Here is a 22,257-nt window from a genome sequence, read left to right on the forward strand (position 1 = left end):
TGCAGTGGCAGCAGCAAGCTTTAAGCAAGGCCGATGTTTTACCGACTGGATATTGCTTGGCGGTAGCGACTCATGGTGCTGATGAGCTGGCGCTGGCTCAGGCAGTGGCGGCTGATTGGGCGTGGTTGTCGCCGGTATTGCCGACGCCATCGCATCCTGATGCTGCTGGTTTGGGCTGGCCTGCTTGGGCAGCGTTGGCGCAGGCAACGACTCTGCCGGTGTATGCGCTGGGCGGCCTGCGCCAGTCACAAGTGGCTCAGGCGCGCAGCCATGGCGGCGTTGGTGTAGCGGGTATTAGCGGGTTTTAGTTTGCCGCCGAGTTGAGCTTTAAATCACTCGTGCTCGTCAAATTCATCGGGTGGGGTTTGTGCCGGAATGGCATAGCGTTCACTGGCCCAAGCGCCTAAATCAATTAGCCGGCAGCGATCGCTGCAAAAAGGCCGAAACTCTGATGCTGGTTCCCAGCGCACCAAGCGCTTGCAGTTTGGGCAATTCAGAATGGCTACGCCGTCATCATCATCGGGAAGTTTTACGCTGTCGTTCATGGTTGCCACGCGAGATAGGTTTGGTGAATATCGTTAATCTGTTGTTGAAGCTCAGCCACTGAGCCTTCATTGCTGATGACATCATCGGCTGCCGCAAGGCGCTGCTCGCGCGTCCATTGCGCGGCCATGATGGCGCGAATCTGCGCTTCGCTAACACCATCACGCTGACTAGCTCGCGCTAGTTGAGTCGCCTCTGACGCATCAATCAATAAGCTGCGCTGAGTTAGCGCTGCTTGGCCCGACTCCCAGAGCAAGGGCGAGGCCAAAATGGCATAGGGTGATTGTGCTGCCATGCATTGTTCATGCAAACGCTGGCGAATAGCCGGGTGAGTTATTGCTTCCAATGCTTTGCGCTGGGCTGGATCGGCGAAAACGATTTCACGTAATACGGCGCGGTTAAGCGTGCCATCAGCCTGTAAAACGTTCTGGCCAAAATGTTCAGCAATGTCGGCGAGCGCGGATTCGCCGATTTGGACGATTTCACGCGCCACAATATCAGCATCGATAACATCGATACCTAGTGTTTGAAAATGATCGGTGGCAGCGGTTTTTCCTGATCCGATGCCGCCACTAACACCTAAAATCCAAGCGGCCATAGCGTTTGTGACTGAGTTGCAAATGAGCCGGCAAGGGTAGCGACTAGCGGCTGCCAAAACAACACAGCGCCGGCAATAGCTAAGGCAGGGCCGAAAGCAAATGCACCTTGCTCGCCTTTGCGCCAGCGCAGCCAAAGCGCAAAAACGAGACCAATAACCGAGGCCATCAATAGTAAATTAGGCAGTGCCCAAGGGCCGAGCCAAGCGCCCAGTGCTGCGAGTAATTTAGTATCGCCGCCGCCAAGGCCATCGCGACCAGTAAAAAGTTTGAAGCCAGCTGCGAGACTCCAAAATACGCCGTAGCTAAGGGCGCAGGCGATAACGGCTTCGTGTAGTGAAATAGGCATTGGGTTGATGCCGATTGCTGTGGCGAGCAGACCCAGCCACAGTAGCAATAGCGTGAGGCGGTCGGGCAGCCATTGGCTATCAAAATCGATGAGTGCAGAGACTAATAGTAGGGTGCTAAAAACAGCTGCAGCGACTGCGCTCAATTGCCAACCCAAACTCAGCACTGAAGCCAGCGCAATGGCGGCAACTGAGAGTTCAACTAAGGGATAGCGAACGCTGATGCGGGCTTGGCAATGATGGCAGCGGCCGCGTAAAAATAGCCAGCTAAACACCGGCCAGAGATCGCGAAGACGCAACGGTGTGTGGCAATGCGGGCAGTGTGAGCGCGGATGGCTGAGGTCAAATCTGGCGTCGCTTTGCGTGTCTACTGAAGCGGTATCGCTTAGCGGGTTTGGTAAGTCGTGGGCATCAAGGTAAGCAATGACATCAGCGCGATATTCTGCGTCCATTTGTTTAGGTGTGCGATGAATCACGACATTGCAAAAGCTGCCGATGATGAGACCGAAAATGACCACCAGCAATAGCATTAAATCACCTGACCTAATTGAAATAATGGAAGGTAGAGCGAGAGCACCAAGGTGCCAACAATGACGCCTAAAAAAGCCATGAGCAAGGGTTCAATGAGCTTTACCGATTGTTCGCAGCGGCGCTCAAGTTCGGCTTCAAATTGCGCAGCTAATGTCTCTAACATGGTCGCGAGCATACCTGATTCTTCGCCGATGGCGATCATTTGCCAACTCAGTGCGGGGTAGAGCGGCTGCTGCTTTAGCGCCTCAGATAAGCGCTGGCCATGACAAACTGCATCGCGCAAAGGTGTTTGAATGCCACTTAATGGCGACTGCCCAATAAGGCTGGCGGTGCAGTCGAGAGCATCGACAAATGATAGGCCGGCACTCAAGGTTTCGCAGAGGCCACGGTGCCATTGACCAAGGGCATACGCTCGCGTGAGCGGGCCGGCTACTGGCAAATGCCAGAGCAAGCGGTAAAGCCCCGATCGTACCGCTGCTGATCGCCGCCAAAACCATGCCAATGCGCTGCTGATAAGCGCCACCGCCGCAAGCAAATGCAGCCCGTAATTTGCTACCCAAGTGCTCAAGTTCATCACGCGCTGAGTAAGCCAAGGTAGCTCGGCATCGAAACTGGCATAGAGCTCGGCAAAGCTTGGCACTACTTGTGTGAGCAAATATGCGCTCACCAATAGTGCGCCAGCGAGTACCACTAAAGGGTAGCGAATGGCGCGTTGAACCTCTTGCTTCAAGCTTTGCCGACGTTGCTGGGCATGGACTAGGCGACTGAGTTGTTCGTTGAGCCGGCCGGTTTGCTCAGCCATGCCCAAGAGCGCGGTGTCGGCCTCACTAAATACCTGTTTCTGACTAAGGCTGTGTGACAGACTCTGGCCTTGCTCAATGCCATTGAGTACCGGCTGCCACCAGCGTTGCTGAGGCACGGGCTGCTGCAGTTGTAGAAGGCCTAGTGCGGGGTGTAGGGCAATGCCAGAGCGCAGTAGCATTGCCAATTGCGCTAACCATTGGCGACGAACAGAGGCTACAGGCGCTTGTGGTCGCTCGCGCCAATTCTGTAAACGTTGCCCTAATGTGTGCATAGTTCACGGCCTAATACGCGCTCGATTTCGCGCACTTCCGTTAAGCCAGAGCTCACACATTCGGCGGCGTGTTCGCGCATTGAGTGCCAGCGCTGCTTTATTAACAATGCGCTCAATTCGCGCTGATCGGCACCATTGGCCCAGGCATTAACGATTTCTGGGGTGAGTGCGAGCGCTTCATATAGCCCGAGTCGGCCTTGATAACCATCTATGCATTCGATGCAGCCAAAACGGCTGAGTGGCGCGCAATGGCCACAGCGCTTGCGAACTAGGCGTTGCGACAGTACTAAGCGTAAGCAGCTACTAACTAAATAATCCGGCACGCCCAAGTGCCGCAGCCGCGTTAGGCTTTCTAGAGCGCTGCCGGTGTGCAGTGTCGATAACACCAAGTGTCCAGTTTCGGCTGCTTGCACGGCCATATCGGCGGTGGCTTTATCACGTATCTCGCCAACCATAATGACATCGGGATCGTGGCGCAGAAGCGCACGTAAGATTTCCGCAAAGCCCAAGCCGATGCGCGGCGTAATCGCGGTTTGGTTAACGCCCGCCAAAATATGCTCGATGGGATCTTCGACAGTGGCGATATGCCGCTCGCGAGAGTTCAGAGCTTGCAGGCAGGCATATAGCGTGGTGGTTTTGCCTGAGCCAGTGGGGCCTGTGATCAGAATTAAACCATCTGGGCACTGTAGAGCATGGTCAAGATTGGCGCCGATATGATTGGGTAAATTAAGCTCAGCAAGGTTGCGTAAAGCGCCTGTTTCGCAAAGCCTCAAACAGAGCTTTTCACCATGCAATGTGGGCAAGCTGGCGACACGCAGGCTGCCGACATCGGGCAGGTTGAGACGTCCATCTTGCGGTAGTCGCCGCTCGGCCAAATCAAGACTGGCCAAGACTTTGATGCGTGAAACTAGCCGACCTTGCCATTGCGCGGGAATATGTTGCCAGTCGTGAAGCAGACCATGAATGCGTAGGCGCAGCTGCGCGCCATCAGCCATCGCATCGATATGCAAATCTGACGCGCCTAGGCTAACTGCTTGGCGCAGCAGAGTACTAAGCCACGGCACGATATCTTCATCCTGGCGTGGTAGAGCGATGTCTGGGCGCTGATTCATATACTGCCTACACACCGGTGCGCTGGCGAGTGCAAGCATCTATCGCGCCATTGGCCACATTGGCTAATGTCCAGTTCAGCATGTCGTTGGCCAGTGTGCCGGTGAGTGTCACCATGCAATCACCAGCTTTAGCATTGCCTGTTACGGTGGCGACTATCGTGTCGGTGCCACTGCTAGCTAAAGTTAGCGCTCCGGTGCTGTGCTGCGGAGCTGGTAGTGCAGTTAGACCAATTTTTGCTGCGGTGTCGCAAGCGGTGGCCTGTCCGCCTTCTTGCTGTAAACATTCAGCAACTGCGAGCTTAAAAGGCTCAACCTGGGTGAGATTCACTGACCAGCGCGCCCGAGTTAAGTAGTCTTGGTATTGCGGCACTGCTACCGCCGACAACACCGCGACAATGGCGACAACAATCATCAGCTCAATTAAGCTAAAACCGCGCGATGAGATACGCATAAGGTGGCCTCCTTGCCATGCGCCCGGGGTGGGCGTGTCCTGTGCTTAAAAAGCATAGACACGACAAAGCTAGCTCGCTAGGGCGAGGCCAATATATTTTTTCAGCGCTTGGCAGAGGCATTGAATTGAGCATTCGCGGCGATATGATTTCGCGGCTTGTCAGCGCCAGTGGGCACCGTTAAAATCTCCATCCCGCCTTAAGCCGGTGTAGCTCAGTTGGTAGAGCAGCGCATTCGTAATGCGAAGGTCGTAGGTTCGACTCCTATCTCCGGCACCATCTTGATAGTGCAAAAAAGTATCTTAGCTAAATCAGTGTGAAGCAGTGAAGTGCAGTAAAAGACACATTTTTGCGATGCAGCGGTGACAAGAAATACGCTTCAAACCAATGTGAGTCTAGGCTCATTAAGCTACTGCGCTGGGCTAGCGGATAGAGTCGCCTTCAATAAATAAAGATTGCTTCGCCGCCTCAGTAACCGCGACGACAGCCGGATGGGTCAGTCTGCGCTCAATAGAAATTGCGTAGTAACGCACCATGACCTCATGAGCGTAGCCGATGACCTCGACCCCATACTGTCCCCTAATTTCATCGCTCAGTATTGCCGGTGCAGGAAAAATGCCGGCACCGGCCTTGCCGAAGGCTTTCATCAGTGCACCGTCATCGAACTTACCGATGATATGTGGCCGGATCTGATGCTCGTTGAACCAGCGCGTCAGCGGTGCCTGCACTGCCGCTTTATCTCCCGGCAGTAAAAAAGGAGCACCATCTAGGGAGCGTGGAAACGTCGGCCGGTAGCGCTCGGCCAGTTCCGGCACGCCATAAAAAGCGATGGTGCATCGCCCCAGGGTGTGGTTGTAGCCCTTTACTCCCAACTCAGAAGGCAGTGGCCGATCAGCGATCACCAAGTCGAGTTGGTGGATGGCTAGCTCTGCGAACAGGCGCTCTAATTTATCCTCGTAGCATATGAGGCGCACAGGTTCAGCCAGTGCCAGTGCTGGCGCTAACAACTGATAAGCGAGCGATTTGGGCACCGCGTCGGCAACCCCCACCCGAAATGACTGCTCTCCGCTGCCGGCACCATGGCGTAACGATTGCTCGAGCTCGTTGCCTATCTGGAAAATCTCATCGGCATGGGACAGTGCCAGCTTTCCCGCAGATGTTAGCTCAAGACGCCTACCAATACGGCGGAACAGATCCGTGCCTAATGAACGCTCAAGCTCGGCGAGCTGGCCACTAATCGTCTGGGGAGTGAGATGCAGTCGCTCTGCGGCACGCGTGATGCTTCCGGCCTTGGTGATGTTCCAAAAGTAGTAAAGCTGTTTGTAGTTGAGCATGGGCAGTGCAACTCGCTATCAGTTTGTGACGAACTAATCGCAAAGAATAATCTGATTTTCTTGATGCAAAAGCAAACCTAGGATTGCTCCCATATACTCCTGCATTGGAGTTAAAGGAGAATGGAATGCAGATGGAGATTCAGACCCGCGATATCACGTTGACCGATGGCTATCCCGGTATCCCCATCGAAAACACCAAATAGAGAACAGCAATGAATGTAATCGATCCTATTATCCTGTTTTTCCTGCTGGGTCTCGTCGCTGGCCTGCTGCGCTCAGAACTGCGTCTTCCGGCCGCTATTTACGAGTTTGTGAGCATTCTGCTGCTGCTCGCCATCGGTCTCAAGGGCGGCGTCGAGCTTGCCAAACAGCCGTTTGCTGACTTGCTGCCAGATATGCTGGCTGTGGTGGCAATGGGGTTTTTCCTGACACTACTCGCCTTTCCCGTGCTGCGCTTCGTGGGCCGCTTTAAGCGCGCAGATGCGGCTTCAATCGCCGCGCATTACGGCTCGGTGAGCGTTGGCACCTACGCCGTCGCAGTCGCTTACTTTGGCTCTCGTCAGATTACCTTCGAAGAGCACATGCCTCTGCTTCTGGTGATGTTGGAGATCCCCGCCATTTTGGTCGGCATCGTTCTGGCCCGCGGTGTGTCACGGCAGACACGCTGGAGTGAGGTCGCCCATGAAGTGTTTCTGGGCAAAGGCATCGTGTTGTTGGTCGGCGGCCTGCTCATCGGCTGGGCCGCTGGATCTGACGGATTGGCTTCGATCAAGCCTTTGTTCTTTGATCTCTTCAAGGGCATTCTGGCCCTGTTCCTGCTGGAGATGGGGTTGCTGACTGCGACACAGATGGGCGGTCTACGCAGGTACGGGCTATTCTTGGTTGTCTTTGGCGTTGGCATGCCCCTGTGTTCTTCGCTTGTGGGCATCGGCCTAGGGTTGGCACTGGGCTTGTCTGTCGGTGGCACGGCCATGCTTGCCACGCTGGCTGCCAGTGCTTCATACATCGCAGTGCCCGCCGCCATGCGCATATCGGTGCCCGAGGCCAACCCCACTTTGTCGCTGGGCGCTTCGCTGGGCGTCACATTCCCGTTCAATGTCTTGGTGGGCATCCCAATCTATTATGCGCTCGCCGTGTGGGCGCACACTTTCGTAGGAGGATGAAGCTAATGGAAGGACATACGCGCAAGCTGTTGACCATCGTCACCGAAGCAGCGGTCGAGGCTACTCTGCTCCGGGATATCGAGCGCTTAGGTGCCAACGGATACACCATCACCGACGCTCGTGGTAAAGGCGGTCGTGGTGTTCGCAATGCCGGTTGGGAAGCAAGCAGTAATATCCGCATTGAGGTGGTGTGCGACACCGATACAGCCGCAGTAATCGCCACTTACCTGCAGACGCATTACTACGACAATTACGCGATGATCTTGTTCGTGAGCGATATTGACGTGCTCCGGCCAGAAAAATTCTGAGCGAGAAGGATAAGGGTTGTCGTGGCAGTGGTAGGAAGGGAGCGAAAGCTAAACTGCTCGTAGAAGTGAACATCGCCCTTAGCTGCACCCGAAATGACGGAAAACCAGCGTGTAGTCCACGCCGGTTTTCCGTCTATTTTTTTGTGAGCGAATGGTCTGGTGCCGAGTTGATCAGCCCAGCGTTGCGATTTTCTCGCGTTGAGCCGCCAGTGAGGCTTGTGCGCGCTGGTTGTCGGTAATTTTTTCGCGCTCCTTGGCAACCACGTCGGCTGGCGCGCGCGCCACGAATGACTCGTTGGAGAGCTTGGCCTCGACGCGCGCCACCTCTTGACTGAGACGCGCAATCTCCTTGTCGAGGCGAGCCAATTCGGCACTAACATCAATCAGGCCAGCAAGCGGTACGCCTAGCGTCATCGTACCAACCAACGCCGTCGATACCGGCGGTAGCTCGGCTTCGTTGGCGATTACGGCAATGCTTTCAAGGCGACCGATAAAGCGCAGTAGTGCACCCTGGCGGTCGAGGCGGGCGATGTCGTCGGCAGCGGCATTACTGATTAGCAGCGGTAGCGGCTTACCTGGTGAAATGCCGAGCTCGCCGCGAATGTTGCGTAGGCCGGCAATGACCTGCTGAATCCACGCCACTTCGGCGGCAGCTTCGGCATCCACACGCGACAGATCAGGCTCCGGGAAGCGGGCCAGCATAAGGAACTCGCCACTGACATTGGCCAGCGGTTTCACGCGTTGCCAAATCTCTTCGGTAATGAAGGGCATTAACGGATGCGTAATGCGCAAGATGGTTTCGAGCACGCGCACCAAGGTGCGGCGGGTGGCTCGTTGCTCTTCGGCGCTGGCTGTAGTGCCCTCTGCCAGTACCGGCTTGGTCAGCTCTAAATACCAATCGCAGTATTCGTTCCAGACAAAGTCATAGATGGTCTGCGCAACGTGGTCGAAACGATATTCCTGCATCGAGGCGATGACGGCAGCTTCGGTTTCTTGCAGGCGCGAGATAATCCAGCGGTCGGCCAGCGAGTAGGTCAGCGGCAGCGATTCATCTTGGCCGCAGTCCTTGCCTTCGGTGTGCGAGAGCACATAGCGCGTGGCATTCCAGAGCTTGTTGCAGAAGTTGCGATAGCCTTCGACACGGTTCATGTCGAACTTGATGTCGCGGCCGGTCGAGGCTAGCGCACAGTTGGTAAAGCGCAGAGCGTCTGTACCAAAGGCGCGAATGCCTTCGGGGAATTCTTTGCGCGTGGATTTCTCGATTTTCTCGGCCATTTTCGGCTGCATTAGGCCGGTAGTGCGTTTCTCCACTAGCTCATCGAGGGTGATGCCGTCGATGATGTCGAGCGGGTCGAGCACATTGCCCTTGGATTTCGACATTTTCTGGCCTTCGCCATCACGCACCAAGCCGTGCACATACACGGTCTTGAATGGAACTTGTGGCGTGCCGTCGTCATTTTTCATGAAGTGCATGGTCATCATGATCATGCGCGCGACCCAGAAGAAAATGATGTCGAAGCCGGTGACCAAAACATTGGTCGGATGGAAAGTGGTCAAGTCTGGCGTTTTATCTGGCCAGCCTAGTGTGGAGAAAGTCCACAGCGCCGAGCTGAACCAGGTATCGAGCACATCGTCATCTTGGCGCAAAGAAACATCGGCGCCGAGCTTATGCTTGGCGCGTACTTCTGCTTCATCACGGCCAACATAGACGCGGCCAGTGTCGTCATACCAAGCAGGGATGCGATGACCCCACCAGAGCTGACGCGAAATGCACCAGTCTTGGATGTCGCGCATCCAGGAGTAATACATGTTTTGGTATTGCTCAGGCACGAACTTGATGCGGCCATCTTCAACCGCTTCTAATGCCGGTTTGGCGAGCACAGAGGCCTTCACATACCACTGGTCAGTCAGCCATGGCTCAACGACAACATTGGAGCGGTCGCCGGTGGGCACTTTCAAATCGTGTGGCTTGATTTCGCCAAGCCAGCCCTCGGCTTCGGCTTGAATAACCACAGCCTTGCGTGCGGCAAAGCGGTCGAGGCCAGCGTAAGCGGCGGGGCAGACTTCAGGCGCTAATGGCGCAAAGGTGCTGCCGGCCATGATTTCGAAAGTTGCTAAAATCGCGGCGTCACGATCGAGCACATTGATCAATGGCAGGTCGTGGCGTTTGCCCACTTCATAGTCGTTGAAGTCGTGCGCTGGTGTGATTTTGACGCAGCCAGTGCCGAAGTCTTTATCGACATAGGTATCGGCCACGATAGGAATTAAGCGACCAGTAATTGGCAAACAAACCTGCTGGCCAATCAAATGCGTATAGCGTTCATCTTCAGGATGCACAGCCACGGCTGTGTCGCCGAGCATGGTCTCGGGGCGCGTGGTGGCAACGATCAAATAATCCGTACCCTCAACGCCTTGCAAACCGAGCGTCGAGCCCGCGATGGGATAGCGAAAGTGCCACATCGAGCCTTTCTTTTCTTCCGACAACACTTCCAAGTCGGAGATAGCCGTGTGCAGTTTCGGATCCCAGTTCACCAGGCGTTTGCCGCGATAAATCAGGCCATCTTCATGTAGACGCACAAAGGCTTCTTGCACGGCTTTCGACAAGCCGGCATCCATGGTGAAGCGCTCGCGCGACCAATCTACCGATGAGCCAAGGCGGCGAATTTGACGGGTAATAGTGCCGCCGGATTGTTCTTTCCATTCCCAGACTTTTTCGAGGAATTTGTCACGGCCAAGGTCATGACGATTAATGCCCTGCGCCGCGAGTTGGCGCTCCACCACCATTTGCGTGGCGATGCCGGCGTGATCGGTGCCTGGCTGCCATAGCGTGTTGTGGCCGCGCATGCGGTGAAAACGCACTAGTGCATCCATGATGGCGTTGTTGAAACCGTGGCCCATATGCAGCGAGCCCGTCACGTTCGGCGGCGGGATCATGATGCTATAAGGCGTGCCTGTGCCAGATGGCTTAAAGCAGCCAGCGGCCTCCCAGCGTTCGCTCCAAGTGGCTTCAATATCAGCGGGGTTAAACGTGGGTTCCATAGATTTCTCGCAACGGCAAAACGAATGGTCAGCGGTGTGACCGAAAGGCGTGATTATACCTGCAGCAGCGGCTCAGTGCGTGAGTGCTAGAGCGGCAACTCGTGCGCATCGACTTTATAGCCTTGGCGCTTATAGGCTTTCCAATGCTCGCGAGCCTGTTCGCGCTCGGTGTCGGTGCCAGCCACTATCTCGATGACGCGATTAAAGCGCTCAAAGCCTGGCGCTAAATCAGCACCAAGATTGACCAAAATATCGCGGCATTCAGCTGGCGGCTCTTGCCATGTCACCCGTACCGGTGGCGGTGGCGTTGGGCCATCACCGACTAAATGATGCGGAATAAATGACTCGGCCTTGAATGTCCACAAGGCCTCATCGAGCGCTTCCGCCTCGGCTTTGGAGTCGGCAACAATCAACACTTGGCGCTTTTGTTTCAAGGCCTTTTCCGTCAAACGACAGACGGTGGTCGCCCAAGCGCTTAGAGGCGCTTCGGGCGGTAACACATAGAAAGTGATTTCCACTGCTTAGGCTGCTGCACGCGCGCGTAAAAACTCGAGCAATAGCGGCACCGGGCGGCCAGTTGAGCCCTTTGCAGCGCCGCTAAGCCATGCGGTGCCTGCGATGTCTAAGTGCGCCCAGTCATAGGCCTTGGTGAAGCGAGCCAAATAGCAGGCGGCTGTGATCGAGCCAGCGGTAGGTCCACCAATGTTTGCGATGTCGGCAAATGGTGAGTCGAGCAATTCTTGGTAGTCATCCCAGACTGGCATGCGCCATGCGCGATCATCAACGCGTTGGCCAGCAGCGAGCAGCTCATCGGCGAGTTCATCTTTGGGTGAGAACAGGCCGGTCGCGACTTTGCCCAAGGCCACCACGCAAGCGCCGGTGAGGGTGGCGATGTCGACTACGGCGGCAGGTTTGAAGCGCTCAACATAGGTCAGTGCGTCGCAGAGCACCAAGCGGCCTTCGGCGTCGGTGTTGAGAATTTCCACGGTTTGACCCGATAGCGTGGTGACAATGTCGCCGGGGCGTGTGGCGGTGCTAGAGGGCATGTTTTCCGCGCAGGCAATAACGCCGATGACATTAAGCTTGAGCTTGGCGAGCTTGATCGCGGCCATCACGCCTAAGACCGAAGCCGCGCCGCACATATCGTATTTCATCTCATCCATGCCGCCGCCGGGTTTCAGGCTGATGCCGCCGGTATCGAAGGTGATGCCTTTGCCGACTAATACCACAGGTGCATCTTTAGCCTTGCCGCCGGAGTAGGTCATGGTAACCAGCTGTGCTTCGTGCGCCGAGCCTGCCGACACTGACAGCAAGCAATGCATGCCCATTTTACGTAGTTCGGCATCACCTTTGACGTCGACTTTCATGTTGCCATCGTCACCGAGTGCCAAAGCCATTTCGGCAAGATAGCCGGGGTAGGCAACATTAGCTGGCTGGTTGCCCAAGTCGCGAGCAAAGTTCTGACCGGTACCGATGCATTGGCCCCAAACTAGCGCCTCTTTCGCAGCCTTCAGCTCAGCTTTATCGGCAATGGCCAAAGTGAGTTTTACTTTGGCTGCTTCTGTCGTTGGCTTCTTGGTTTTGTAGGCATCGAAACGGTAGCTGGCGGCCAGCGCAAAGCGAGCGTGGTCGCTAATGCGCTCATTCAGATCGCGGCCAGCAACGGGTAGTTCGCACAAAGTTGATGCCACTTTGCTCATTTTATTCGGCAGAGCTTTCATCGCGCTGGTGATGATTTTTTGCCATTGCTGCAAATTAATAGCTTCAGTATCGCCAGCACCAACGACCAATACTAAGCTCGCCTTCACGCCATTTAGGCCATAGAGCGTTTGCGTTTGGCCGGGCTTGCCTTCAAAGCCAGCAGCATCGAGCGCGGCTTGCAGAGCGCCTGCACTTGCCTCGTTTAGTGCGGTGGCAGCAGGGCTTAAGCGCGTGCCTTGGGCGGCAATAACGAGTGCTGTGTGGGCAGCCTCGGCAAGATGATCGTGAGCAATAACGGCAACAGCCAAATCCATAAGAACCTCATTGTGGCGAATTCAGCGAATATCTACCCTTTAGATGATGCATTGAGGGCAGACACAGCCGAGTGGATGTCTGATAATCTGCGGCTAGTTTACTGCTCATCGGCCCTTTTGCCAGTGCCATCTCGCGCGCTGGCCGGCAATGACCCTCATTATTTATAGGATGCTGCTGTGATCATCCGGCGATACATCAATAAGCAAGTGCTAGGCACAACGATGGCGGTGGCGGGTTTGCTCACCGTTATCTTGATGAGCGGGCGCATCATTCAATTTTTTGAGCGCGCCGCCTCAGGCAAATTATCAGTCAATTTATTAGCAGCGGTGGTGTGGTATCGCCTGCCGAGTTTTCTTGAGCTGATTTTGCCATTAGGCCTTTTTATGGGGCTGCTACTCGCGCTTGGGCGCATGTATTTAGACAATGAAATGTCCGTCTTGTCGGCATCAGGCATTGGTCAACGGCATTTGATTCGTTGGCTATCGCCAGTAGTCATGCTGATCATTATTGCCACGGCCGTGATGTCGTTATGGCTAACATCACTGGGTTACGCGGCATCTGCCAAGCTTTACGCAGAGCAAGCCGAGCGCAGTACCTTTGACCTAATTCAGCCCGGCCGCTTTCAGCAACTCGGCGACCGTATGCTCTATGCCGATCTCAGTCCTGATCGCGAGCGCCTGCAAGATGTCATCATGTTGGAGGCGAAAAAGGACGCGAATGGCGTTGAGCGCCAAGTCATTATTCAAGCCAAATCGGGCCAGCGTGTTTACGATGAAGACTTAAAGGGCCAGGCCATCGAGCTCAGCGAAGGCTCACGTTGGGATGTGCGGCCAGGTGATGGCGCTTATCAGCGTATGCAATTTGATAGCTATCGCCTGCGCTATAAGCAAGCCGATGCGCCATTGGAAAAAGCCGATAGCCCACGCGCTATTTCAACGGCTGAGCTTTGGCAGCAGCGCTTCGATGACCCGAAAGCCGCCGCTGAAATAGGCTGGCGTTGGTCACTCATCGTGTTGGTGCCTATTATTTCTCTGCTGGCTTTGCCGCTGGCAAAAGTTAATCCACGCCAGGGCCGTTACCTGAAGTTGTTACCGGCAGTGGTGCTGTATTTGAGCTATGTCGTACTACTAGTCGCCACGCGCAATGCCATTGAGAAGTCGCAACTGGGCGAAGCTGCTTATCTTGCGGTGCATGGCGTGTATCTAGTCTTGGCGCTGGTGCTGTTTCGCTTAGGTCGTCCGCGCCGTGTGCCACATACGGCAGTCGCCACATGAAGCGTTTATCACGTCATGTAAGCGTTACCGTGTTGCTGGCCATGCTCATGGTGCAGGCGATGTTGCTCGGGTTAGATCTCGTGTTCTCGTTTATCGGCGAGCTCGACAATGTTCGCGGCGGATTTGGCGCTTGGCAGGCCTTCCAATACACGCTGTATATTTTGCCCAGCCACAGCTATGAAATTTTGCCGATGTCGGCACTGATTGGCGCTTTGGTCGGCCTCGGCACATTGGCCTCGAACTCCGAGCTGACCATTATGCGCGCTGCCGGTGTGAGCTTGGCGCGCATCGTATGGTGGGTTGTTCGCGGCGCATTGGTCGTCATTTTGCTAGGCATGGCCTTGGGCGAATACGTGGTGCCGATTACCGAGCAGCGCGGCGACGCCTTGAAAGCAAGAGCTTTAGGCCAGGATTATCAGCCCGGTCGCATCACCGGTTATTGGCAGCGTGAAGGCAATGAGCTGATCAATATTCGTGTCGTCACCCCCGAAGGCGAGCTGCTTGGTGTTAGCCGTTACGCTTACAACGCCGATGGTCAGTTGCAGCAAGCTGTTTTCGCCGCACGTGGCGATTATCATGGCAGCCATTGGCAGCTGCACGATGTGAAAACCACCGAGTATTTGCCCGATGCTAGTGCGCAGGTAAGTACGCTAGCTAATTTAAATTGGCAGATTGATTTAACCCCAGAGTTTTTACGTGTCGCCGCCGCGCCACCGCAGCAATTAGGCTTGGTCGACTTGCACTCATTCTCGCAATACCTCAAACGCCAAGCGCTAGATTCAGGCACTTATGATCTGCAGTTTTGGAAAAAAATACTCAGCCCATTGGCGGTACTTTCCATGATGCTAATAGCCTGCTCATTTATTTTTGGCCCGCTACGCTCGGTGACCTTGGGCTTTCGAATTATCACTGGTGTCTTGATCGGCTTAAGCTTTCGCTATGTGCAAGAGGCCGCCGGCTTTGCCAGCCTGATCTATCACACACCACCATTATTGTCGGTGATTATTCCCATTGTATTGACCATGGCCCTTGGCGGCTTTGCGCTGTATCGAGCGCGCTGATGAGTTTACGTTGGCAGCAATGGGCGGTGACTGATATCGGTACCCGCCGCGCGCAAAACGAAGATGCCATTGTGCTGCGCGATGATGTTCAGTTATGGGCAGTGATTGATGGTCTTGGCGGTCAAGATACCGGCACTGTGGCCAGTGCAGCGCTAGCTCATGCGCTTGCGCACTTGAGTTTGTCGCCTCAGCTTGCAGATGCCTGCGATCAGCTCGACGATGTATTGCTTGCTGTGCATGAGCAAATTCACGCTTTTTCGCAAGCGCAGGAACCGACGCGATTGGTAGGCGCCACAGTTGGCGTGTTGCGCGCAACAGCAACGTGGAGCCTATTTATTTGGGTTGGCGATGTGCGCTTATATCGTCTGCGCGATGGCCAGTTTTCCTTGCTCAGCCAAGACCATATAGACGAGAGCGGCAATCTCACACGCCTCATTGGTACCGATGAACCCTTGCCAGATGCCCTAGTGTTACGCGCGCAAGCCGGAGATCGTTACTTGCTCTGCAGCGATGGCTTGCATGCGCAAGTGCCGGAAAATCGCTTACGGCATTGGCTAGCCCGAGACCCCGTTACAGCCGTGCGCGAGTTAGTCGCTGAGGCATTGGTTGCTGGCGGTCATGATAATGCCAGCATGGTATTACTAGAGGTCAGCAATGGCGACGATTGACCTAGACGACGTGAATTTTGCACTGCAAGAGCTGGTGCGCTTGCAGCTATCTGGCGAGCTTGCCGCTGAGGAGGCTTGGCGCGAGCGCCAGCAATTACTCGATGCGGTGGAAGCCAATTGGGATGATGTGCCCGAGCAGCTTGCGCAAACTAACAGTGCCGCAGATGCTCCCACGACAAGCGATTCTGATGATGAGCGCAGGCCATCAAGTGGGCAGCGCTTGCTCAGTTTTGTGTCGACGAAACTGTGGTCGCGTCTTCGCGAGCTAGGCTTGGTTTGGGTCTTGCTCGGCTTAACGCTAGCCACCTGCTTTTATGTGGCGTCGCTCTAAACCATAGCTAGGGGTTATTTGTCGCCAAAAAGCCCGAGAAAGCGGTAGGGCTTGCGGGTTTTTGGGCGCACTGGCACGCGCACGACTTCGGTATCACTCATGACATCGTGCAGGCAGCGGCCGTGGCTTAAACCAGTCAGTGGTAGCCAACCCCAAACATAATTCACCATGAAGCCGAGCAGTACGCTAAAGCCAAAGGCTTTGCCGTTGCCATCTTGCAATACCCAGGCGATTGCGCCGCAGGTCACTGGTAAAACGCAGGCAGATAAAAAGCGGCGTAGTGCGTCGCGCCAGCGCGGACGCTGACCATCGCGGCGAATAAGCTCTAGGCGCCAAGTTTGCATGCCTAAGGTTTGCCCGCTGCGTGTCCAGCAGTAACCATAAAAACCAAAGATGATGAGTACGCTGGCGGGGAATTGCAGGCCATAGCGGACTTCTGCCGAGAGCAGTTCAATTTCTTGCGCATGGGCCGATGTGCCGCTAGTAAAAATGCCGACCAAGATGACATTAAGCACGGCGAGTAGGGCGATAAGCAGCAGGGCATCATAAAGCAGGCAGATTAAACGCACACTGACGCCGGCACGCGGATATTCCAAAGCGCTAGGCGATTGTGTCTGAGTATTGCTTGGGGTTTTCTGGCGGCGTTTGCGCTGAAAGGGTGCAGATGAGCGACTCATTTTTAGATCCTGTCGTGGGGCGCTTAAAGCATAAGCAGACAAGGATCAAAGCATCGCGGAGCAAGGTCAAGTGGTGCCGAGGAAGGGAATCGAACCCTTACGATGTCTCCACCGGCGGATTTTGAGTCCGCTGCGTCTACCAGTTCCGCCACCTCGGCTTGAACTTGCTGCGTTGCGAGGCGCGATTATAGCGATGCATCACGCAGCGTCAAGACAAGACTGTTATACTTCGCCACCTTTTTTCACGATGCAGTGGGCATGAATCGCCGCGACTTCTATTTTGACCTGCCCGACGCACTCATTGCCCGCTATCCATTGGCCGAGCGCAGTGCCTCGCGCCTCCTATGTTTAAGCGGCAGCGATGGCAATGTGGTGCATCGGCAGTTTCGCGAATTGCCCGAACTTATCGCGCCCGGCGACCTGTTGGTGTTTAACCAGTCACGTGTGATGCCGGCGCGTTTGTTTGCGCAAAAAATCAGCGGTGGCCAAGTCGAAATTCTTATCGAGCGCCTGCCTAGCGCGACCACAGCGTTAGCACATTTGCGCGCCAGTAAGTCGCCGAAGCCTGGTAGTGAGCTCATTTTGAGCGATGGCACGCTTGTGCGCATGACAGCGCGAGCCGACGCACTCTTTGTGCTTGAGGCCGATGAACCATGGGCAGGCATTATGGCGCGTGCTGGCGAGATGCCATTGCCGCCGTACTTTCAACGTGAAGCTGAGGCCAGCGATAACGAGCGTTATCAGACGGTTTACGCTCGCGACGAGGGCTCGGTGGCTGCGCCTACTGCTGGCCTGCATTTCGATGCTGGCGTGCTGGCAGGCTTAAAGGCGCGCGGCATTGAGACTGCATTTGTCACCCTGCATGTTGGCGCTGGCACGTTTCAGCCAGTACGCAGCGATCAGCTCGAAGATCACATCATGCATGCTGAGTGGTTAACGGTATCGAATGAAGTGATCGCTGCCGTGCAAGCCGCGCGTGCTCGTGGCGGTCGCGTCATCGCGGTTGGCACTACTAGCGTGCGTGCTTTGGAGTCGATGGCTTGGGCCAGTCGCGGCATTGATCCTGAGCAATGGCGAGTAGGGCAGAGCCAGCAAAGCGCCACCCAGTCGCAGTCGGCAAGCGCACAGCTCACGACTGACAAAACCACAATCGCCCAGCAGCTCAAGTCTTTCGCTGGCGACACACGACTATTCATTACGCCGGGTTACGATTGGCAAGTAATCGATGCCATGGTGACTAACTTCCATCTGCCCGAATCCACACTATTAATGTTGGTCTCGGCGATGGCAGGCCGTGAAGCCGTGCTTTCGGCCTACGCAGAGGCCATCGCGCAGAATTATCGATTTTTCAGCTATGGCGATGCCATGTGGGTCACCGGCCCTGATTGGCATGAGCAAAAAGCCGAGCTGCCTATCACACGAGAAAACTCATGAAGTTCACCCTACACGCCACCGATGGCAAAGCCCGTCGCGGCACGCTCACTTTCGATCGCGGCACAGTCGAAACTCCAGCATTTATGCCAGTCGGCACCTATGGCACGGTCAAAGGCATGCTGCCGCGCGATATCCATGCCATCGGCGCAGAGATTATCCTCGGTAATACCTTTCACCTCTGGCTGCGCCCTGGCACTGAGGTCATCAAGCAGCACGGTGATCTACACAATTTCACGCAATGGCAAGGTCCCATCCTCACCGATTCTGGCGGCTTCCAAGTCTTTAGCTTGGGCAAGCTCAGAAAAATCACCGAAGAGGGCGTACGTTTTCAATCGCCGGTCGATGGCAGCAAGGTGTTCTTGAGCCCCGAAGAAAGCATGCGGATTCAGCGCGACCTCGGCTCCGATGTAGTCATGATTTTCGATGAGTGCACGCCGTATCCCGCCACGCATGAAGAAGCCGATAAGTCGCTAGAGTTGTCATTACGCTGGGCCAAACGCTCGAAAGACGCACATGGCGACAACCCCAATGCGCTCTTTGGCATTGTCCAAGGCGGCATGTATGAAGACTTGCGCCTAAAGTCGCTAGCCGGTCTTGAGCAGATCGATTTCGACGGTTATGCCATTGGCGGCTTGTCGGTAGGCGAGCCTAAAGAAGACATGATTCGCATCTTGGACTTTTTGCCCGAGCATTTGCCGGCTAATAAGCCGCGCTACGTCATGGGCGTTGGCAAGCCCGAGGATTTAGTCGAAGGCGTGCGTCGCGGCATCGATATGTTCGACTGCGTGATGCCCACTCGTAATGCACGCAATGGCCACTTTTTCGTCACCGATGGCCTCGTGCGCATTCGCAATAGCCAATACAAAACCGATACCGGCCCGCTCGACCCGCATTGCGATTGCGAAGCTTGCACAGGATTTTCGCGCGCCTATTTACATCACCTCGATAAGTGCGGCGAAATGCTTGGCGCACAACTCGGTACCATCCATAATTTACGCTACTACCAACGCCTCATGGCGGGTTTGCGTGAGGCCATTGAACAAGGTAGATTGCAGCACTTTGTCGATGACTTCTACGCCCGTCGAGACCTACCAACACCCCCGCTTAATGTGGATATTTCGGAGTAATATCAATGAGTTTCTTTATTTCTGACGCGCTTGCTGAAGGCGGTTCTGCCGCAGCTGGAGCACCATCAGCAACTGGTCAAATCGTCATGCTGTTAGGCTTTTTGGTGATCTTTTATTTCCTCTTATGGCGCCCGCAAGCAAAACGCCAAAAAGAAGCGAAAAATTTGATCGAAAGCCTAAGCAAAGGTGATGAAGTGGTTTTTGCCGGTGGTTTGCTTGGCCGCATTAACAAACTGGAAGGTGATTTTGCTGTCGTAGAAATCAACGACAACATGACTGTAAAAATTCAAAAAGCAGCAGTCATTGCTAATCTGCCCAAAGGCACTCTGAAAAGCCTTTAATCTTCACCACCCCCGACTCGCTCGGGGGTATTTATTTGTACAGGTGTCCGCATGCGTTTCCCCGCTTGGAAATATGTCCTGATTGCTTTTGTTTTAGTCATTTCGGTGCTCTATTCATTACCCAATCTTTACCCCGATGAACCAGCCCTGCAGGTTTCCGGTGCTCAGGCTGCTACGCCTATCGATGCTGAGCTGCTCAAGCGAGCCGCGTTTGCGCTCGATGAGGCCAAAATGGCCCATCACGGCGATGAAGTGCAGGCCAAGGGCGTCCTTCTGCGTCTCAATACGCCAGAAGAGCAGGTGCAAGCTCAAGCTGTTTTACGCCGAGCCTTAGGTGACAACTATGTCGTTGCCTTAAACCTAGCGCCAACGACACCAGATTGGCTGTCGGCCATTGGTGCCAAGCCAGTCAAGCTAGGCTTAGATTTACGCGGCGGTGTTCATTTCAAGCTAGAAGTCGATGTCGACAAAGCTCTAGAGCAGCGCCAAGAAGGCTATGCCAGCGATATTCGAAAGCAATTTCGTGATGCCAAAGTGGCCTATCGTGGCGTTAGTGAGTTAACTGGCGGCTCCTTAGAAGTTCGCTTTGCCGATGATGCGTCACGCCAAGCCGGCCTCGATATTTTACGCGCGCAGTTTAGTGACTTTGCACCAGAGCTGATTAGTCACTCCGAAGGCCCAAGCATTCGCTTGGATTACACGCCAGCCAAACGCCGTGAAATTGTCGACTACGCCGTGGGTCAAAACTTAACCACTTTGCGCAATCGTATTAATGAAATCGGTGTATCTGAGCCAATTATTCAGCGTCAAGGCGCAAACCGCATTGTCGTTGAGTTGCCCGGTCTACAGGACACCGCAGAAGCGAAGCGTATTTTGGGCCGCACCGCGAGCCTTGAGTTCCGTTTCACTAGTCAAGAAGCCGACTCTGGCTTTAGTGCGCCGCCAGGCACCGAGCGTCTTGAGCGTTCGCAAGGCGGTACGGTATTGCTAGAAAAACGCAAAATCGTGACCGGTGAGCGCGTCACCAACGCGCAATCAAGCTTTGATGAGTACTCTCGCCCACAGGTCAACATCAACCTCGACAGCCGTGGTGGTCGCCTAATGGCTGATGCCACGCGCAACAGTGTTGGTCGTCAAATGGCTGTGCTATTTGTCGAAAACAAACAGCGCATTCGTTTTGAAACCGATGCCAATGGCAAAGCGGTAGAGATTCGCGACCCCTATATTGAGCGCCGCGTGATCAACGTTGCTACCGTGCAGTCCATGCTCGGCTCGCAGTTCCGTATTACTGGCCTAGACTCACCTGCAGAGTCGCAAGAGCTCGCCTTGCTGCTGCGCGCGGGTGCGTTAGCGGCGCCAATGTATTTCGTTGAAGAGCGTACCGTTGGCCCAAGCTTAGGCCAGGAAAACATCGACAAAGGCTTGCTATCGACACAAATCGGTTTGCTTTTGGTCGCCTTAGTCATGCTTGCGGTCTACAAAGGTTTTGGTCTTATCGCCAATATTGCGGTGATGCTGAACTTGGCCGTATTGATGGCAGTGATGGGTGCTTTGGGCGCTGCGCTATCGCTACCCGGTATTGCCGGCATCGTGCTCACTATCGGTATGGCGGTAGACGCTAACGTGCTGATTTGTGAGCGTATCCGAGAGGAGTTGCGCAATGGCATGAGTCCGATGGCCTCGATTGTCGCCGGCTATGACCGCGCTTGGGGCACCATTCTCGATGCCAACTTGACCACGCTCATCGTCGCGATAATTTTGTTTGCCATCGGCACGGGCCCGATCAAAGGCTTCGCTATTACCCTGGCCATCGGCATTCTCACCTCCATGTTTACTGCCATCACCGTGACTCGTGCCATCGTGCAAGTGGTCTATGGTGGTCGCCGTATCAACAAAATCAGTATTTAAGAGGCCGTCATGAACGAAGTTCGTATCATCCGTTTCATGCGTTTTCGCCGCCTAATGGCCATTGTGTCAGGCGCGGTAGTGATAATTGGTCTCGTGTCGCTGCTGACACAAGGCTTAAACCTAGGGCTGGATTTCACTGGTGGCACGTCGATTGAATTGCGCTTTGAGCAGTCTGCGCATCAGGCAGAGGTAGCCGATGCACTAGAGAAGGCTGGCGTTAAAGATGCGGTGGTGCAGTATTTGGGTGGTGCGAACACCATTCAGGTACGACTACCGCCGCAGCCGGGTGAGGCTACTGCATTTGGTCAGCGTATTGCTGAAGCGGTGTCTACGCCAGGAAACCAAGCGACCGTGCAGCAAATCGATAGTGTCGGTTCGCAAGTAGGTGATGAGCAATACACGCAGTCATTGATCGCGATTTTGCTCGCCTTAGGCATGATGATGGTTTACGTCGCGATTCGGTATCGCTTCAAGTTCGCCGTTGGTGCTGTTATCTCGCTAATCCACGATGTGATCTTCACGCTCGGTGTGTTTTCGCTATTTCAGCTGCCATTCGACTTAACCGTCTTGGCCGCCGTGTTAGCGCTAATTGGTTATTCGCTAAACGATACGATCGTGGTGTTTGACCGCGTTCGTGAAAACTTTCGCAAATTACGCAAATCCGACCCTATCGAAATTGTTGATATTTCACTGACCGAGACTCTGCGTCGTACCATCATGACGGTAGCAACAGTGGTTGTTGTAGTCTTAGCCATGTTGATTGCCGGCGGCCCAGCACTACATTGGTTCTCGGTGGCAATGCTGGTTGGCCTATTTGCCGGTACGTATTCGTCGATCTACATTGCCTCGGCCTATGCCTTATCGATGGGCTTATCGAAAGAAGATTTTATCGTCGAAGTGAAAAAGGCCGAAGATGAGCGCCC

23 protein-coding genes and 2 tRNA genes are annotated in these 22,257 nt (G+C 54.8%); 13 read left to right on the top strand and 12 right to left on the bottom strand.

What is annotated here, in order from left to right:
* Positions 1-308: thiamine phosphate synthase (locus AC3DKE_RS01165; protein WP_487989788.1), on the top strand; the 308-nt coding region annotated here is incomplete at its 5' end.
* A gap of 24 nt (positions 309-332) precedes the next feature.
* Here AC3DKE_RS01165 and AC3DKE_RS01170 read toward each other — a convergent pair.
* From AC3DKE_RS01170 to AC3DKE_RS01195, 6 genes are read right to left on the bottom strand one after another with little or no spacing between them, the layout of a single operon-like run.
* Positions 333-545, bottom strand: a complete 213-nt coding sequence (locus tag AC3DKE_RS01170; RefSeq protein ID WP_340674855.1) for a DNA gyrase inhibitor YacG — start codon at positions 543-545, stop codon at positions 333-335.
* Positions 542-1,141: a dephospho-CoA kinase gene (coaE, locus tag AC3DKE_RS01175; RefSeq protein WP_379070518.1), complete on the bottom strand. Its 600-nt coding sequence runs from the start codon at positions 1,139-1,141 to the stop codon at positions 542-544. Before coaE ends, AC3DKE_RS01170 begins: the two co-directional genes overlap by 4 nt.
* Positions 1,123-2,016, bottom strand: coding sequence for a prepilin peptidase (locus AC3DKE_RS01180; protein ID WP_411729377.1), 894 nt, complete (start codon positions 2,014-2,016; stop codon positions 1,123-1,125). The genes coaE and AC3DKE_RS01180 overlap by 19 nt, the downstream gene beginning before the upstream one ends.
* A complete protein-coding gene (locus AC3DKE_RS01185; protein WP_487989791.1) occupies positions 2,016-3,092 on the bottom strand; it encodes a type II secretion system F family protein in 1,077 nt (358 codons plus the stop codon). Before AC3DKE_RS01185 ends, AC3DKE_RS01180 begins: the two co-directional genes overlap by 1 nt.
* A complete protein-coding gene (locus tag AC3DKE_RS01190; protein ID WP_340674859.1) occupies positions 3,080-4,204 on the bottom strand; it encodes a GspE/PulE family protein in 1,125 nt (374 codons plus the stop codon). The genes AC3DKE_RS01185 and AC3DKE_RS01190 overlap by 13 nt, the downstream gene beginning before the upstream one ends.
* A gap of 7 nt (positions 4,205-4,211) precedes the next feature.
* On the bottom strand, positions 4,212-4,655 hold the full coding sequence (locus AC3DKE_RS01195; protein WP_340674860.1) for a pilin: 444 nt from the start codon (positions 4,653-4,655) through the stop codon (positions 4,212-4,214).
* A 201-nt stretch (positions 4,656-4,856) separates the two neighbouring features.
* On the opposite strand from AC3DKE_RS01195, the gene AC3DKE_RS01200 reads away from it, so the two are divergent.
* Positions 4,857-4,932, top strand: a tRNA-Thr gene (locus AC3DKE_RS01200).
* A 143-nt stretch (positions 4,933-5,075) separates the two neighbouring features.
* Here the strand turns inward: AC3DKE_RS01200 and nhaR are convergent.
* A complete protein-coding gene (gene nhaR, locus AC3DKE_RS01205; RefSeq protein ID WP_379070475.1) occupies positions 5,076-5,987 on the bottom strand; it encodes a transcriptional activator NhaR in 912 nt (303 codons plus the stop codon).
* A gap of 212 nt (positions 5,988-6,199) precedes the next feature.
* Here nhaR and AC3DKE_RS01210 point away from each other — a divergent pair, with 212 nt between their 5' ends.
* Positions 6,200-7,150, top strand: a complete 951-nt coding sequence (locus tag AC3DKE_RS01210) for a sodium-dependent bicarbonate transport family permease (protein WP_340674862.1) — start codon at positions 6,200-6,202, stop codon at positions 7,148-7,150.
* A 5-nt stretch (positions 7,151-7,155) separates the two neighbouring features.
* A complete protein-coding gene (locus AC3DKE_RS01215) occupies positions 7,156-7,458 on the top strand; it encodes a P-II family nitrogen regulator (RefSeq protein WP_340674863.1) in 303 nt (100 codons plus the stop codon).
* Between the two features lie 171 nt (positions 7,459-7,629).
* On the opposite strand, the gene AC3DKE_RS01220 is transcribed toward AC3DKE_RS01215, so the two are convergent.
* From AC3DKE_RS01220 to AC3DKE_RS01230, 3 genes are all read right to left on the bottom strand, one after another.
* Positions 7,630-10,497: a valine--tRNA ligase gene (locus tag AC3DKE_RS01220; RefSeq protein ID WP_487989794.1), complete on the bottom strand. Its 2,868-nt coding sequence runs from the start codon at positions 10,495-10,497 to the stop codon at positions 7,630-7,632.
* Positions 10,498-10,583: 86 nt separating this feature from the next.
* The gene (locus AC3DKE_RS01225; protein ID WP_487989795.1) at positions 10,584-11,015 is read right to left on the bottom strand and encodes a DNA polymerase III subunit chi; all 432 of its coding nucleotides are present in this window, start codon (positions 11,013-11,015) and stop codon (positions 10,584-10,586) included.
* A 3-nt stretch (positions 11,016-11,018) separates the two neighbouring features.
* The gene (locus AC3DKE_RS01230; RefSeq protein WP_487989797.1) at positions 11,019-12,512 is read right to left on the bottom strand and encodes a leucyl aminopeptidase; all 1,494 of its coding nucleotides are present in this window, start codon (positions 12,510-12,512) and stop codon (positions 11,019-11,021) included.
* 177 nt (positions 12,513-12,689) lie between these two features.
* Here AC3DKE_RS01230 and lptF point away from each other — a divergent pair, with 177 nt between their 5' ends.
* The 4 genes from lptF to AC3DKE_RS01250 are packed head-to-tail and all read left to right on the top strand — an operon-like array spanning position 12,690 to position 15,847.
* Positions 12,690-13,787 carry an LPS export ABC transporter permease LptF gene (gene lptF / locus AC3DKE_RS01235; RefSeq protein WP_411730145.1) on the top strand — a complete coding sequence of 366 codons (1,098 nt, stop codon included), beginning with the start codon at positions 12,690-12,692 and terminating at the stop codon, positions 13,785-13,787.
* Complete coding sequence (gene lptG, locus AC3DKE_RS01240; protein WP_340674868.1) at positions 13,784-14,848, top strand: LPS export ABC transporter permease LptG; 1,065 nt, start codon at positions 13,784-13,786, stop codon at positions 14,846-14,848. The genes lptF and lptG overlap by 4 nt, the downstream gene beginning before the upstream one ends.
* Entirely contained in the window at positions 14,848-15,516 is a 669-nt protein-coding gene (locus AC3DKE_RS01245; protein WP_487989799.1) for a PP2C family protein-serine/threonine phosphatase, read from the top strand. The genes lptG and AC3DKE_RS01245 overlap by 1 nt, the downstream gene beginning before the upstream one ends.
* Positions 15,503-15,847, top strand: a complete 345-nt coding sequence (locus tag AC3DKE_RS01250; protein WP_487989801.1) for a hypothetical protein — start codon at positions 15,503-15,505, stop codon at positions 15,845-15,847. Before AC3DKE_RS01245 ends, AC3DKE_RS01250 begins: the two co-directional genes overlap by 14 nt.
* A gap of 14 nt (positions 15,848-15,861) precedes the next feature.
* On the opposite strand, the gene AC3DKE_RS01255 is transcribed toward AC3DKE_RS01250, so the two are convergent.
* On the bottom strand, positions 15,862-16,524 hold the full coding sequence (locus AC3DKE_RS01255; RefSeq protein ID WP_340674871.1) for an RDD family protein: 663 nt from the start codon (positions 16,522-16,524) through the stop codon (positions 15,862-15,864).
* 71 nt (positions 16,525-16,595) lie between these two features.
* Positions 16,596-16,682: transfer RNA gene (locus AC3DKE_RS01260), tRNA-Leu, on the bottom strand.
* A gap of 100 nt (positions 16,683-16,782) precedes the next feature.
* On the opposite strand from AC3DKE_RS01260, the gene queA reads away from it, so the two are divergent.
* The 5 genes from queA to secF all read left to right on the top strand — a co-directional run.
* A complete protein-coding gene (gene queA, locus AC3DKE_RS01265; protein ID WP_340674872.1) occupies positions 16,783-17,958 on the top strand; it encodes a tRNA preQ1(34) S-adenosylmethionine ribosyltransferase-isomerase QueA in 1,176 nt (391 codons plus the stop codon).
* Positions 17,955-19,085, top strand: coding sequence for a tRNA guanosine(34) transglycosylase Tgt (tgt, locus tag AC3DKE_RS01270; RefSeq protein WP_340674873.1), 1,131 nt, complete (start codon positions 17,955-17,957; stop codon positions 19,083-19,085). The genes queA and tgt overlap by 4 nt, the downstream gene beginning before the upstream one ends.
* Positions 19,086-19,090: 5 nt before the next feature.
* Positions 19,091-19,426, top strand: a complete 336-nt coding sequence (gene yajC / locus AC3DKE_RS01275) for a preprotein translocase subunit YajC (RefSeq protein ID WP_487989803.1) — start codon at positions 19,091-19,093, stop codon at positions 19,424-19,426.
* A gap of 51 nt (positions 19,427-19,477) precedes the next feature.
* Positions 19,478-21,334: a protein translocase subunit SecD gene (gene secD, locus AC3DKE_RS01280; protein ID WP_340674875.1), complete on the top strand. Its 1,857-nt coding sequence runs from the start codon at positions 19,478-19,480 to the stop codon at positions 21,332-21,334.
* A 9-nt stretch (positions 21,335-21,343) separates the two neighbouring features.
* Positions 21,344-22,257: protein translocase subunit SecF (gene secF, locus AC3DKE_RS01285; RefSeq protein WP_340674876.1), on the top strand; the 914-nt coding region annotated here is incomplete at its 3' end.

Source organism: Paraperlucidibaca sp., assembly GCF_982810325.1.